The sequence below is a fragment of the Polaromonas sp. P4_F6 genome, from assembly GCF_056401275.1.
Window position 1 is genome coordinate 79218 of sequence record NZ_JBFUJQ010000001.1, and the last position, 13049, is coordinate 92266.

Consider the following 13049-nt stretch of genomic DNA (forward strand, 5'->3'; position numbering starts at 1 on the left):
TGTCCACCCGCCTGGCCCTTGTCAGGGGCTGGGCTGGTTGAGCCATGCGTGGGCACTGTCGGGAAGAGTGCTCGCCGGAAAAACGGAACAGTGCTGAGAGGGTTCAGGGCTGTATGGGCACTGAAAACACTGTGGATTCGGGCTCTGGGAAGCGCCGCTATTGAGAAGGAAACCTGTTGGGAAAAGGTCTCGATGTAAAAAGCTGATGCTTTACCGAAGCTCTTATTGTAACCGCCCGGCGGAAATCGCGCTTTTGACCCCCATAGGTGCGGGCCAGCCCCCTCTTCTTACAAGCATGATCCCCGGAACCGGCTTCGCCGGGCCGGAGGGCGGGCGGCCCCCTCGGGGGGCAGGGAGCTACACGCAGTGAGCGACCGTGGGGGCCATACTCTAGCCTTCAAATTGAGGATGCAGCTGGCGTATGCGGTTCATGGCCATGCCCGCGGCGGCGGTGCGGGTTTCCACGCCCAGCTTGGCGTAGACCCGTTCAAGGTGCTTCTTCACGGTGGCCGGGCTGGAGCCCAGGATGTCGCCGATGTCGCGGTTGGTCTTGCCCTTGACCACCCAGTACAGCACTTCGGCCTCGCGGGCGGTGAGCTTGAAGCTCAGGCTCATGGCCTCGACCACCGCATCGTCGGAAATCTCGCGCATCACGATCAGCCAGTCGCCCCGGCCGGCGGCGTCGCCGCTTTCGCCGCCGTCGCCGGTCTGCTGGTGCAGCCGGAAGGTCAGCCGGCGCGGGCCCATTTCCACCGCCAGGCGCGGCGGCTCGACCTGGCGCTCGGCGTCCGCGAGGTGGCTGCGCAACCAGGCCAGCACCGGCTCGGGCGTTTGCGGCGCCGAGGTGCCGTAGTAGCGCATCAAAAGCTCGCGCGCCAGCGGCGTCTGCCAGATCAGCCGGCCGTCGGCCGCGCCGCCCATGCGCACCGTGATGCTGGCATAACCGAAGGCGTCCAGCGCGTTGCGCGCCTGGCCGGCCTGGCGCGCCTCCTGGCGGGCGCGGCGCGCGCCCTGCAGGTGCACGCCCATGCGCGCCATGACTTCCTTGGGCTTGATGGGCTTGGTCACATAGTCCACGCCGCCGGCCTCCAGCGCGGCCACCAGGTGCTCGGTTTCGGTCAGGCCGGTCATGAAGATGATGGGAATGTGGGCGGTCTCGGCCATGGCCTTCAGGCGCTTGGCGACTTCAAAGCCGTCCATGCCCGGCATCATCGCGTCCAGCAGCACGATGTCGGGCCTGGCCTGCAGCGCGCGCTGCAGGGCGGCCTCGCCGCTGGTGGCCACCAGCACGGTATAGCCCGATTCATCGAGGGCATCGTGCAGCACCGAGAGGTTGTCGGGCACGTCGTCCACGATGAGCACGACGTCGCTGTTGGCCCGGTCCAGCGTGCGGTCCAGGCAGCGGCTCGGCGGGTTCAGTGTGGTGGGGGAATCTTCAAGCACGCTGCTCATGGCTGGCCTCCTGGTTGGCGAGCTGGCGGCCCATGGCCTCGAACTGGAACTGCCGCGCCAGCACGCGCATGTCTTCAACAAACGCGGCGGTGGCGGGCTGCTGCCGCTCTATCTCCGCCAGCATGTTCATGATGCCGCGGTAAAAACCGAGGCTGACCACCTCCTGCAACGCGGCCAGCTGCGGGGCGTGCGGCAGCACGCGCCGCGATGGCGCGGCAGCGGGCACAAGCTCCTCGGCCGGCTCGTCATAACGCCAGGCGAGCGACAGGCGCCGCTCCAGCCAGGCGATCAGCTCGGTGTGGCGCACGGGCTTCAAGATGAAGTCTTCGGGAAGAATGCCCGCGTCGTTTTCCATGCCTTTGTCAAAGGCATTGGCCGAGACGACGGCCAGGTGTATGCCCTCATGGCCGGAGCCGCGCACGCGGCGCAGCGTCTCCCAGCCGTCTATGCCCGGCATGGCCAGGTCCATGAAGATCACGTCGGGCTGGTAGCCGGCGGCCAGCAGGTCCAGGCAGTCGTGGCCGCTGGCGGCGGTGCGCAGCTCAAAGCCCATGGGCTGCAGCAGCTGCACCAGCAGTTCGCGGTCGGGCTCTTCGTTGTCGACCACCAGCAGCTTGCGGCGCGCGCCCTCATAGCCGCGCGGCCGGCGCCGCGCCGGCACGGCGGCGGCCTCTTTGGCGGCACCCGCCGGCAGGTGCACCTCGGGCAGGAACAGCCGTATGCGGAAGATGGAACCCTGGCCCGGCGTGCTGACCACCGTCATCTCACCGCCCATCAGGTCGGTCAGCATCTTGGCAATCGTCAGGCCCAGGCCGGCGCCCGGCGTGCCTTCGGCGCTCTGGCCGGCCGCGGTGCCGCGCGCGAAGGGCTCAAAGATGCGCGCGAGTTCCGCCTCGCGCATGCCGGGGCCGGTGTCCTCGATGTCGATGTAGGCCATCTCGCGCGCATGGCGCAACCGGAAAGTCACCTGCCCCTGCACCGTGAACTTGATGGCATTGCCCAGCAGGTTGATAAGGATCTGGCGCACGCGTTTTTCGTCGGCGCGCACCAGCTCGGGCAGGTTGCCGCTGGCCTCGAAGTGAAAGGCCAGGCCCTTGGCCGCGGCCTGCAGCTCGAACATGCCGGCCATCTCGTGCACACAATCGGCGAAATGCATGGGCTTGACGTTGAGCGTGAGTTTGCCCGCCTCGATGCGGGCGATGTCCAGCGTGCCTTCGATCAGCGACAGCAGGTGCTCGCCGCCGCGCTTGATGACACTGACGGCCTGCTTGCGGTGCGGCGGTATCGCGCTGTCCTCGCCCATGAGCTGCGCATAGCCCAGGATGCTGTTGAGCGGCGTGCGCAGCTCGTGGCTGATGGCGCTGATGTAGCGGCTCTTGGCCTGGTTGGCCTGGTCGGCATGGTGGCGCGCTTCTTCGGCCACGCGCTTGGCCTGCTGCAGCGCCTCGTCGGTCTGGCGGTGCGACTCGATCTCGCGCATCAGCAAATGCGTCTGGCGGTTCGATTCTTCCTGTGCCACCTGGCGGCTCTTGTGCGCCAGCACCAGCCACCAGGCGACCAGGCCGGCGATCACCAGCAACGCCATATAGGCCTTCAGAAAGCCCGACTTCAGGGCCGGCTCGGAGGGCGTGAAGTCCGACAGCGCGCTGATTTCCTGGTGGTAAAGCAGACCGAACACGCTGGCCAGCAAGGGCACGATGATCAGCATCAGCAGCAGGAAGTGGCCCAGGCCGGTGTCCAGGTACGGCCAGGCGCGGCGCGGCAACAACCAGCGCAGCGCGCCCGACCATTGCGCCGAGAGGCTGGCGTGCGGCTTGCACAGGTCGCCGCAGCGCGCATCCAGCGTGCAGCACAGCGAGCAGATGGGCCCCTGGTAGGCCGGGCAGTGGGCCATGTCCGGGCCTTCGTAGGCGCGCTCGCAGATCACGCATTGCTGCAGCGCATAAGGCTTGTAGGCGCCCTCACCAACCGCCACGGCCGGGCCACGCGCGATGTAGTAACGGCCCTTGGTGGCCCAGGCGATCAGCGGCGCCGCCACAAAGGCCGTGCCCATGGCGATCACCGCCGAAAAGGCCTGCGCCATCTCGCCGTACAGCCCCAGGTGCGCCGTGATGGACAGCGCCGAAGCCAGGGCCATGGCGCCCACGCCGACCGGGTTGATGTCGTAGAGGTGGGCGCGCTTGAACTCTATGCCCGGTGGGCTCAGGCCCAGCGGCTTGTTGATGACCAGGTCGGCCACCACGGCCATGACCCAGGCGATGGCGATGTTGGAGTACAGGCCCAGCACGTCGCCCAGCGCCTGGAAGACGTTCATCTCCATCAGCATGAAGGCGATCAGCGTGTTGAACACCACCCAGACCACGCGGCCCGGATGGCTGTGCGTGATGCGTGAGAAGAAATTTGACCAGGCCAGCGAGCCGGCATAGGCGTTGGTGACGTTGATCTTGAGCTGCGACACGACCACGAAGAGCGCGGTGGCGGCCACGGCCATGCCGTAGTGCGGGAACACGTATTCATAGGCCGCGAGGTACATCTGGTTGGGGTCCACCGCGCGGTCCAGCGGCACCATATTGGTAATCGCCAGGTAGGCCAGGAAGGCGCCGCCCAGCATCTTCACCACGCCCAGGAAGACCCAGCCCGGCCCGCCGGCCAGCACGCCGCCCCACCAGCGCCAGCGCCTGGCCGGCGTCTGCACCGGCATGAAGCGCAAATAGTCGGCCTGCTCGCCCATCTGGGTGATCAGCGCAATGCCCACGGTCAATGCGGCACCAAACAGGTGCAAATCAAACTCGCTGCCCACGCCCTTCTCACCGCCATAGTGCAGCACGCCCGAAAAAGCACCAGGATCGCGCAGCAGCACAAACACAAAGGGCACGACCAGCATGACCAGCCACAGGGGTTGGGTCCAGACCTGCAGGCGCGAGATCACGGACACGCCGTGGGTGACCAGCGGGATCACCACCAGCGCGCAGATCAAATAGCCCCAGCTGGGCGGAATGCCCAGGGCCAGGTCCAGCGCGTAGGCCATGACGGCCGCCTCCAGCGCGAAAAAGATAAAGGTGAAGGAGGCGTAGATCAGCGAGGTCAGCGTCGAGCCTATGTAGCCGAAGCCGGCGCCGCGCGTCAGCAGGTCCATGTCCACGCCGTAGCGCGCCGCGTAAATGCTGATGGGCAAGCCGGCCAGGAAGATGATGAGGCCGGTGGCGACGATGGCCCAGAAGGCATTGGTGAAACCGTACTTGACCAGCAAGGTGGCACCCACCGCTTCCAGGATCAGAAAGGAGGCCGCGCCAAAGGCGGTGTTGGCGACCCGCCATTCCGACCACTTGCGAAAGCGCTGCGGCGTAAAGCGCAGCGCGTAGTCTTCCATGGTTTCGCTGGCGACCCAGCTGTTGTAGTCGCGCCTGACCTTGATGATGCGCTGCAGCGGCGGCGCCTCGCCCGCCATGGGCGCGGCCGCCGCCGCTTCGGGCGGCAGTGGCGGCTGCAGGGGCGTGAGCGGGGCGTCCATGGGAGGGGCAGATGCGCCGGGCGCGTAGTGATTGAGCGTCCTCAGGTGCATGTTCTGTGCCATGCGCCTGGGCGGCCTGCTCCAGGCTGGACCGTAGGCAGCGTCTTATGGCACCATTCTTGCACCCCGGCAAGATCCCCAAGCCGGCAGCCCGCCCCGAGAGAGCACCATGGAATTGACACCCCGCGAGAAAGACAAGCTGCTTATTTTTACGGCAGCCCTGCTGGCCGAAAGGCGCCGCGCGCGCGGCCTCAAGCTCAACTACCCCGAGTCCGTCGCGCTGATCAGCGCCGCCGTCATGGAAGGCGCGCGCGACGGCAAATCCGTCGCCCAGCTCATGAGCGAAGGCCGCACCGTGCTGACCCGCGCCGACGTGATGGACGGCATCCCCGAGCTGATCCCCGACATCCAGGTCGAAGCGACCTTTCCCGACGGCACCAAGCTGGTCACCGTGCACCAGCCCATTGTCTGAACGCCTCTGAACGTCGCCAACAACACCCATCCCACAGGAGATTGCCGTGAGTTTTTTTGCCCTGCCCTCGCCCCGCGCATTGCGCGCCTTGCTGGCCCTGGCGGCCGCGCTGCCCGCGGCGGCCTTCGCGCACACCGGCGTGGACGGCCACGCGCACCTGGATTTTTTCACCGGCTTTCTGCACCCGCTGACCGGCATGGACCATCTGGCGGCCATGGTGGCCGTGGGCCTGTGGAGCGCGCTGGTCGCGCGCCGCGCCGGCCCTGAACTGCTGTGGGGCCCGCTGGGCTTTGCCGGCATGCTGCTGGCGGGTGCGCTGCTGGGCCTGCAGGGTGTGCAGATCCCGGCGGTCGAGCCCATGATTGCGGCCTCGCTGCTGGTCACCGGCCTGCTGGTCGTGACGCGCTGGCATGTGCCCGGCATCGCGGCCGCGCTCATCGTCGGCGTGTTCGCCGTCTTTCACGGCCTGGCCCACGGTTATGAACTGGCCGAAGCGCCCAGCGCCTGGGCCACCCTCTCGGGCATGCTGGCCGCTACCGTGCTGCTGCACCTGGTGGGCCTGGGCGCCGGCTGGGCGCTGCGCGGCGCGAGCGCATGGCTGCCGCGCGCGGCCGGCGCAGTCGTCGCCGTCTTCGGCGTGACCCTGCTGGCCCAACTGGCCTGAAGGCACGCCATGATTCCCGGAGAACTCATCACTGACGGCCCCGACCATGTGCTCAACGCGGGTCGGCGCACGCTGACCGTGGTTGTGCAGAACACGGCCGACCGGCCCATACAGGTCGGCTCGCATTACCACTTCGCTGAAACCAACGGCGCGCTCGGCTTTGACCGCGACGCGGCGCGCGGCATGCGGCTGAACATCGCCTCGGGCACGGCCGTGCGTTTTGAGCCGGGCCAGCAGCGCACGGTGGAACTCGTGGAATTCGCGGGCGACCGCACGGTTTACGGCTTTCGCGGCCTCGTACAAGGAAAGCTCTGATGGCAACGATTGGACGCCGCGCCTACGCGGAAATGTTCGGGCCCACGGTCGGTGACCGCCTGCGCCTGGCCGACACCGAGCTGCTGGTCGAAGTCGAGGCCGACTACACCTTGCGCGCCGGCAGCTACGGCGAGGAAGTCAAGTTCGGCGGCGGCAAGACGATACGCGACGGCATGGCCCAGTCGCAAAAGACGCGGGCCGAAGGCGCCATGGACTGCGTGATGACGAATGCGCTCATCATCGACCACTGGGGCATCGTCAAGGCCGACATAGGCCTCAAGGGCGGGCGTATCGCGGCCATTGGCAAGGCCGGCAACCCCGACACCCAGCCCGGCGTCGACATGATCATCGGCCCAGGCACCGAGATCATCAGCTGCGAAGGCATGATCGTCACCGCCGGCGGCATCGACTCGCACATCCACTTCATCTGCCCGCAGCAGATCGAGGAAGCGCTGACCGCCGGCATCACCACCATGCTGGGCGGCGGTACCGGGCCGGCCACCGGCACTTTTGCCACCACCTGTACGCCTGGCCCCTGGAACATCGAGCGCATGCTGCAGGCGGCTGACGCCTTCCCGATGAACCTGGGTTTCCTGGGCAAGGGTAATGCCAGCCTGCCGGCCGCGCTGCATGAGCAGATCAATGCCGGCGTCATGGGCCTGAAGCTGCATGAAGACTGGGGCACCACGCCCGCGGCCATCAGCAACTGCCTGGACGTGGCGGAAGAAACCGACACTCAGGTCGCCATTCACAGCGACACGCTCAATGAATCCGGATTCGTCGAGAACACGATTGCCGCGACCAAGGGCCGCAGCCTGTGCGCCTTCCACACCGAAGGCGCGGGCGGCGGCCATGCGCCCGACATTTTGCGCGTGGTGGGCGAGGAGAACTTCCTGCCCTCCTCCACCAACCCAACCATGCCCTATACCGTCAACACGCTGGACGAACACGTCGACATGCTGATGGTGTGCCACCACCTGGACGCCGGCATCGCCGAAGACCTGGCTTTTGCCGAGAGCCGCATCCGCAAGGAGACCATCGCCGCCGAGGACGTGCTGCACGACCTGGGCGCGATCAGCATGTTCAGCTCCGACAGCCAGGCCATGGGCCGCGTCGGCGAGGTCATCATCCGCACCTGGCAGACCGCGCACAAGATGAAGCTGCAGCGCGGCAAGCTGCCCGGCGACAGCGAGCGCCACGACAACTTCCGCGCCAAGCGCTACATCAGCAAATACACCATCAACCCGGCGATCGCCCACGGCATCTCGCACGAGGTCGGCTCGGTCGAGCCTGGCAAGTGGGCCGACCTGGTGGTCTGGAAACCGGCCTTTTTCGGCATCAAGCCCTCGGTCATCCTCAAGGGCGGCTTTATCGCCATGGCGGCCATGGGCGACCCGAACGCGTCCATCCCCACGCCGCAGCCGGTGCACTACCGCCCCCAGTTCGGCGCCTTCGGCGGCGCCATCGCCAAAGGCTCGCTGACCTTTGTCTCGCAGGCCGGCCTGAACGCCGGCGTCAAGGAGCGCTTCGGCCTGGCCAAGACCCTGAGCGCCGTGAAAAACGTGCGCGGCGTGCGCAAGCAGCACATGGTCCACAATGCCTACTTGCCCAGGATGGAAGTCGATGCCCAGACCTACCTGGTGCGTGCCGACGGCCAGCTGCTGGGCTGCGAGCCGGCGACCAGCCTGCCGATGACGCAGCGGTATTTCCTGTTTTAAGTCTTGTTCCCAATCTTTGTTGTGAAGGCCTCATGCTCCAGGTTTCCAAAGTGATTTCTCAGGGCGCGGGCCTGGCCCCCGTGCTCGTCAAACGCGCCGCCACCCTTGAGCTCGACTGGGACGTGCGCCAGAAAAGCCGCTTTGACGCGACCGACTCGCAGGGCCGCCAGCTGGGTGTGTTCCTGCCGCGCGGCACGCTGGTGCGCGGCGGCGATGTGCTGCTGGCCGAAGACGGCTCCATGGTCAGAGTGATCGCCGCGCCGCAGCCAGTGCTGCGCATCACGGCCTGCACCTCGCACGGCTCGCCTTTTGACCTGACGCGCGCGGCCTACCACCTGGGCAACCGGCACGTGCCGATAGAGCTCAAGCCCGACCACCTCAAGATAGAACCCGATCATGTGCTGGCCGACATGCTGCGCGCCATGCACCTGATCGTGAATGAGGCTGAAGAAGCCTTTGAACCCGAAGGCGGCGCCTACAGCTCGGGCGGCCATGGGCACGGCCATGACCACGATGGACATGGGCACAGCCATGAAGCTGTTGCCGCGGCCGCCGCGCCGGCACCCCATGTGCACGGGCCAGGCTGCAACCATGGCCACGATGACCACGACCATGACCACGCGCATGGGGCCAAACCCGTGGCCGTCCAGGTCCACAAGCACAAACCCCATAGCCACTAGGCTTGCCGTGGACGCGCCCACAACGCCCGCAGCCCCTACGGAACAGCTTGCGGCGTCCAGCCTGCTGCAGCTGATCTGGCTGGCCTCGCCCGCCTTGCCGGTGGGCGGCTTCTCGTATTCAGAAGGCCTGGAAGCTGCTGTCGAATGCGGCGAGGTCACGACGGAAAGCCAGGCCGCAAGCTGGCTCAGCGACCAGCTCCATTTGGCCCTGGCCCGCGGCGACCTGGCGGTGATTGCCCAGGCCATTTCAGCCTGGCGCGAAGGCAGGCTGGCGCGCATCGCAGGCCTGAATGCCTGGCTGCTGCAAACCCGCGAGACCAGCGAGCTGCGCGCCCAGACCGAACAAATGGGCCGCTCGCTGCTCGAATGGCTGCGCAACCATGAAGGCGCCAGCGCCGCGCATATAGAAGCCTGCGCCGCGCTGCAGCCGACCTACCCCGTGGCTTTTGCGCTGGCGGCCTCACAGACCGAAGCCGGCGTGCGCGACTGCCTGCTGGCCTATGCCTTTGGCTGGGCCGAGAACATGATGCAGGCCGCGATCAAGTCCGTGCCCCTGGGCCAGAGCGCCGGCCAGCGCATACTGGCCCGGCTGAGCCGCGACATACCGCCCGCCGTGGAAGCGGCGCTGCGCCTGCCGGACGGCGAGCGCCAGGCTTTTTCCCCCATGCTGGCGATTTTGTCGGCCCGCCACGAAACCCAGTATTCGCGGCTGTTCCGCTCCTGAGCCGATTGACACTGCCCATCTTCTTTTTCAAGGTATTCCCATGAGCTTGCACCACATCGCCAACCGCAGCAAAAAGCTTCCGCCCCTGCGCGTGGGCATAGGCGGCCCGGTCGGCTCCGGCAAGACCACGCTGCTCGAAATGCTGTGCAAGGCCATGAAGGCCAAGTACGACCTGGTGGCCATCACCAACGACATCTACACCAAGGAAGACCAGCGCCTGCTGACCGTGAGCGGCGCGCTGGCGGCCGAACGCATCATGGGCGTGGAGACCGGCGGCTGCCCGCACACCGCGATTCGCGAGGATGCCTCCATCAACCTGGAGGCCATAGACCGCATGCTGGTGGATTTTCCCGATGCCGACGTCGTGTTCGTTGAATCCGGCGGCGACAACCTGGCCGCCACCTTCAGCCCCGAATTGAGCGATTTGACGATTTATGTGATCGATGTGGCGGCCGGCGAGAAGATTCCGCGCAAGGGCGGCCCCGGTATCACCAAAAGCGACTTGTTTGTGATCAACAAGACCGACCTGGCGCCTTATGTGGGTGCAGATCTCGAGGTCATGAAAAAAGACACCATCCGCATGCGCACCACGGCCAAGGGTTTGAAACCATTTGTAATGACAAACCTCAAAACCCAGGCCGGCCTGGCCGAGGTGATCAGCTTTATTGAAACCCGGGGCATGTTGCCGCAAAACCAGGCCGAAGCCGCCTGAAACGGGGGCAGCCGCCACGGTGCCGCCGGGCGGCTTGAAGGCTCACGCCAGCGAATTCAGGTGTGGAATTCGCTGGGATGCACGGTTTCGTACATCTTGCCTTCGTGGAAAAACACCACCATCCAGTTGCCGAATTTTTGCGACGGATGAGAGGGAATGACCTCGTTGAGCGCCAGCGTGATCGACTCCTTGACCGGGAGCGCCACCTCCCGGACCTCGGGCGATACCGCATCGACGCTGATCAACATGAAAGTGCCCTTGTCCTGCATATCGACCCGCGGAAAGGACCAGCGGGCTCCGGTTGCCTTGACAAAAGCGGTAGCCACCTTCTCGGCGACTTCGGGGTGGAAAGCAGGAACTGTCATAGGATTTAAGGCGTCCTTCTACGCTGTAACGGAATGTTTCTATGATGGCCCTGCCCACGCTTCTCGTCACTGCCCTGAAAAAGGTTTTCAGAATTGGGCGGGAATAGTTCCAGGAAATAATTCCGTTTTTTCGGGTCTGTTTGTTGCATTGGAAACGTAAGGCGTACTTTGCCCGGCCCCAGCGCGATTTGGTGAGGCTTTTTGGTTGCAAATCGTCCATCGGACGCAGTCCTGCAAAAAAACCACGCAACTGAGGGCGAAAGCGCCCGAAATGGCCCCACAAACCACCAGGCCCCGGCAAACACAGCCGCCGCGCGGGCCGTGAGCCTTGTTATCGAATCAGGGAATGTCTGCGCACCGGGGTGCGGTTGCAGCCATGAGAGGATGAACCGGGGTGTGCAATGGGGATGGCATTAACGCCTGTGCCACTTGCTTGAAAGTGGCGGAAGCGGTGAGATTCGAACTCACGGAGGACTTGCATCCTCGGCAGTTTTCAAGACTGCTGCATTCAACCGCTCTGCCACGCTTCCGAGTCGGGTAGTTTAACCGCATCGTTTGTGGGAACCGCCGGATCAGATGTTGGGGACGGCGTCGCATTCGTAACTGCCGAAAGGCAAGTCGACCGAGGCCAAAAGACTCAAGGCGAACTGTTCCATGGGGGAAGGGACGATAGCGCCGGAATGGCTCTGAGTTAATGCTAGTCTTTGGGCATGCATCGGCGCGGGCTGCCCGGCTTCAAAATGGGATGCATCGATTAACCTTATTTGCCCCCAGCATGAGCCCTATCAGCCCAGTTCCAGTTATTTTGATTTTTGTCCTGGCTTGGGTAACAACCTGGCTCCTCGCCAGGCGTTTTGCGGTGATTCTCCCGGCCGGGCGGGTTGCATCTATTGATGGGCTGCGAGGATATTTGGGATTCGCCGTCTTCTTACATCATGGGTCCATCTGGTTCTTCGCTGTCCGGACGGGACAATGGGACACGCCGCCTTCCAACCTGTACCTGCACCTGGGGCAAAGCAGCGTTGCGGTATTTTTCATGATTACCGGTTTTTTGTTCTTCTCAAAATTAATTGAATCGAAGGCTCAACCCATCGACTGGACTGTCCTTTATATTTCACGTCTTTTCCGGCTTTTACCCCTCTATTTGGTTGCTGTGGGCGTGACATTTTTTATTGTGGCCGTCATGTCGAACTGGCAATTGCGCGTGCCTGCGGAGTCCCTTGCACTTGGTGTAACTCGCTGGCTTGCTTTTACCATGGCAGGAGCGCCTGAGTTAAACGGCGTAGCCGAAACTCCGCTTATCACCGCAGGCGTCACTTGGACACTTCGCTATGAATGGGCTTTTTACTTGATGCTCCCACTTCTTGCATTGTTGGTGAGGGTTCGACCTCCCATCGGGTACCTGATTTTGGCGCTGGCCTCGGCTCTTGCGTTTACGTGGTTTTTGGATTTTGATCTCTCATATGCGAAGCCATTTATGGGTGGCATGGTTGCCGCCGTCCTGGTTCGCAACGAAAAATTTCGCATTTTCGCTTCAACAAAGATCGCCACGCTGCTGGTGTTGGCCTGTGCCGTAGCGACCGTCGTGATTTACCCTGTAGCCAATGATTCGATGCCTTTGCTGCTCTTGACCATTGCATTTACCCTCATCGCTGGCGGAAACACGTTGTTTGGGCTCTTGACCAATCACACCTCCCGCGTGCTGGGGGAAATGGCATATGGCATCTATCTGTTACATGGAATCTTGCTGTTCGTGGTGTTCCGTTTTTTTATTGGATTTCGTGCGGCGGCAAAGCTGGATGCAGTCGAGCACTGGATGTGGATTGCACTGTGTACTCCCGTTCTCATTTCGATTTGTTTTTTAACGTTTCGTCGCCTGGAGCAACCCGCAATGCGCATTTCTCGCGGGGCGGCGGCCTGGGTGAAAACAAGCCGTATCTCCATCGCCAAGACTGTCCTTGGCCGGCGTGTTTAGTTACCTGCGCCTACAAGAAGTACCGGTAGACATCCCATTTTCCATAACGTCATCAGGGCTAAGCTTTGAACGACCAATCTGTATCAAGGTCAAGCCGCAAAGAATTCCGCCGCAGCTTTTCGAAAGGATCCGCCATGCGCTTACCCATACTGGTAGCCCTTGCCACCACCTCCCTGTTGATATCGGCCTGCAACAGCACCCCCGCCACCGGCCAAGCGCCGGATCCCGCACCCGTGGCGGGCCGCTGCAACGCCGCCCCCGTCCAATTCGCCGTAGGCCGCAACGCAGATGCCGCATTGGAGAACGAAGCACGGACGCGCGCCGGCGCAAAGACCGTTCGGGTGCTCAAACCCAACCAGGTTGTGACCATGGAGTTCAATGCCGAGCGGCTAAACCTCTCGGTGGATGATGCGGGCCGGGTGATGCGGGTTGCCTGCGGCTGATGCCACCGGGCCGAGCTG

12 protein-coding genes and 1 tRNA gene are annotated in these 13049 nt (G+C 64.1%); 9 read left to right on the plus strand and 4 right to left on the minus strand.

Annotated features, from left to right (window positions below; translation table 11 throughout):
• Positions 1–390: 390 nt before the first annotated feature.
• Together AC1DUN_RS00415 and AC1DUN_RS00420 are read right to left on the minus strand one after the other, a co-directional pair.
• Positions 391–1452 carry a response regulator gene (locus tag AC1DUN_RS00415; protein WP_477712245.1) on the minus strand — a complete coding sequence of 354 codons (1062 nt, stop codon included), beginning with the start codon at positions 1450–1452 and terminating at the stop codon, positions 391–393.
• Positions 1436–4963, minus strand: a complete 3528-nt coding sequence (locus AC1DUN_RS00420) for a hybrid sensor histidine kinase/response regulator (RefSeq protein WP_477712246.1) — start codon at positions 4961–4963, stop codon at positions 1436–1438. The genes AC1DUN_RS00415 and AC1DUN_RS00420 overlap by 17 nt, the downstream gene beginning before the upstream one ends.
• Positions 4964–5132: 169 nt before the next feature.
• Here AC1DUN_RS00420 and AC1DUN_RS00425 point away from each other — a divergent pair, with 169 nt between their 5' ends.
• The 7 genes from AC1DUN_RS00425 to ureG are packed head-to-tail and all read left to right on the plus strand — an operon-like array spanning position 5133 to position 10248.
• Entirely contained in the window at positions 5133–5435 is a 303-nt protein-coding gene (locus tag AC1DUN_RS00425; protein WP_007874763.1) for an urease subunit gamma, read from the plus strand.
• Between the two features lie 46 nt (positions 5436–5481).
• Positions 5482–6099 (plus strand): HupE/UreJ family protein, encoded by a 618-nt coding sequence (locus AC1DUN_RS00430; protein ID WP_477712247.1) that lies wholly within the window; start codon positions 5482–5484, stop codon positions 6097–6099.
• Between the two features lie 9 nt (positions 6100–6108).
• Positions 6109–6414, plus strand: a complete 306-nt coding sequence (locus AC1DUN_RS00435; protein WP_477662309.1) for an urease subunit beta — start codon at positions 6109–6111, stop codon at positions 6412–6414.
• Positions 6414–8132: an urease subunit alpha gene (ureC, locus tag AC1DUN_RS00440; RefSeq protein ID WP_477712248.1), complete on the plus strand. Its 1719-nt coding sequence runs from the start codon at positions 6414–6416 to the stop codon at positions 8130–8132. The genes AC1DUN_RS00435 and ureC overlap by 1 nt, the downstream gene beginning before the upstream one ends.
• A gap of 32 nt (positions 8133–8164) precedes the next feature.
• Positions 8165–8812 carry an urease accessory protein UreE gene (ureE, locus tag AC1DUN_RS00445; protein WP_477712249.1) on the plus strand — a complete coding sequence of 216 codons (648 nt, stop codon included), beginning with the start codon at positions 8165–8167 and terminating at the stop codon, positions 8810–8812.
• Between the two features lie 7 nt (positions 8813–8819).
• Positions 8820–9536, plus strand: a complete 717-nt coding sequence (locus tag AC1DUN_RS00450) for an urease accessory protein UreF (protein WP_477712250.1) — start codon at positions 8820–8822, stop codon at positions 9534–9536.
• Positions 9537–9576: 40 nt separating this feature from the next.
• Complete coding sequence (ureG, locus tag AC1DUN_RS00455) at positions 9577–10248, plus strand: urease accessory protein UreG (RefSeq protein ID WP_074576668.1); 672 nt, start codon at positions 9577–9579, stop codon at positions 10246–10248.
• 56 nt (positions 10249–10304) lie between these two features.
• Here ureG and AC1DUN_RS00460 read toward each other — a convergent pair whose 3' ends face one another.
• Positions 10305–10613 carry a hypothetical protein gene (locus AC1DUN_RS00460; protein ID WP_007874756.1) on the minus strand — a complete coding sequence of 103 codons (309 nt, stop codon included), beginning with the start codon at positions 10611–10613 and terminating at the stop codon, positions 10305–10307.
• 440 nt (positions 10614–11053) lie between these two features.
• Positions 11054–11143 (minus strand) — tRNA-Ser (locus AC1DUN_RS00465).
• A gap of 245 nt (positions 11144–11388) precedes the next feature.
• On the opposite strand from AC1DUN_RS00465, the gene AC1DUN_RS00470 reads away from it, so the two are divergent.
• Positions 11389–12588, plus strand: a complete 1200-nt coding sequence (locus tag AC1DUN_RS00470) for an acyltransferase family protein (protein ID WP_477712251.1) — start codon at positions 11389–11391, stop codon at positions 12586–12588.
• Positions 12589–12722: 134 nt separating this feature from the next.
• Entirely contained in the window at positions 12723–13031 is a 309-nt protein-coding gene (locus AC1DUN_RS00475; RefSeq protein ID WP_477712252.1) for an I78 family peptidase inhibitor, read from the plus strand.
• The last annotated feature ends 18 nt before the right edge of the window (positions 13032–13049 follow it).

Coding starts and splice junctions, on each gene's coding strand:
- AC1DUN_RS00475 (WP_477712252.1), top strand. CDS start 12,723: ATGCGCTTACCCATACTGGTAGCCCTTGCCACCACCTCCCTGTTGATA.
- AC1DUN_RS00420 (WP_477712246.1), bottom strand. CDS start 4,963: ATGGACGCCCCGCTCACGCCCCTGCAGCCGCCACTGCCGCCCGAAGCG.
- AC1DUN_RS00415 (WP_477712245.1), bottom strand. CDS start 1,452: ATGAGCAGCGTGCTTGAAGATTCCCCCACCACACTGAACCCGCCGAGC.
- AC1DUN_RS00470 (WP_477712251.1), top strand. CDS start 11,389: ATGAGCCCTATCAGCCCAGTTCCAGTTATTTTGATTTTTGTCCTGGCT.
- AC1DUN_RS00435 (WP_477662309.1), top strand. CDS start 6,109: ATGATTCCCGGAGAACTCATCACTGACGGCCCCGACCATGTGCTCAAC.
- AC1DUN_RS00460 (WP_007874756.1), bottom strand. CDS start 10,613: ATGACAGTTCCTGCTTTCCACCCCGAAGTCGCCGAGAAGGTGGCTACC.
- ureE (WP_477712249.1), top strand. CDS start 8,165: ATGCTCCAGGTTTCCAAAGTGATTTCTCAGGGCGCGGGCCTGGCCCCC.
- ureG (WP_074576668.1), top strand. CDS start 9,577: ATGAGCTTGCACCACATCGCCAACCGCAGCAAAAAGCTTCCGCCCCTG.
- ureC (WP_477712248.1), top strand. CDS start 6,414: ATGGCAACGATTGGACGCCGCGCCTACGCGGAAATGTTCGGGCCCACG.
- AC1DUN_RS00425 (WP_007874763.1), top strand. CDS start 5,133: ATGGAATTGACACCCCGCGAGAAAGACAAGCTGCTTATTTTTACGGCA.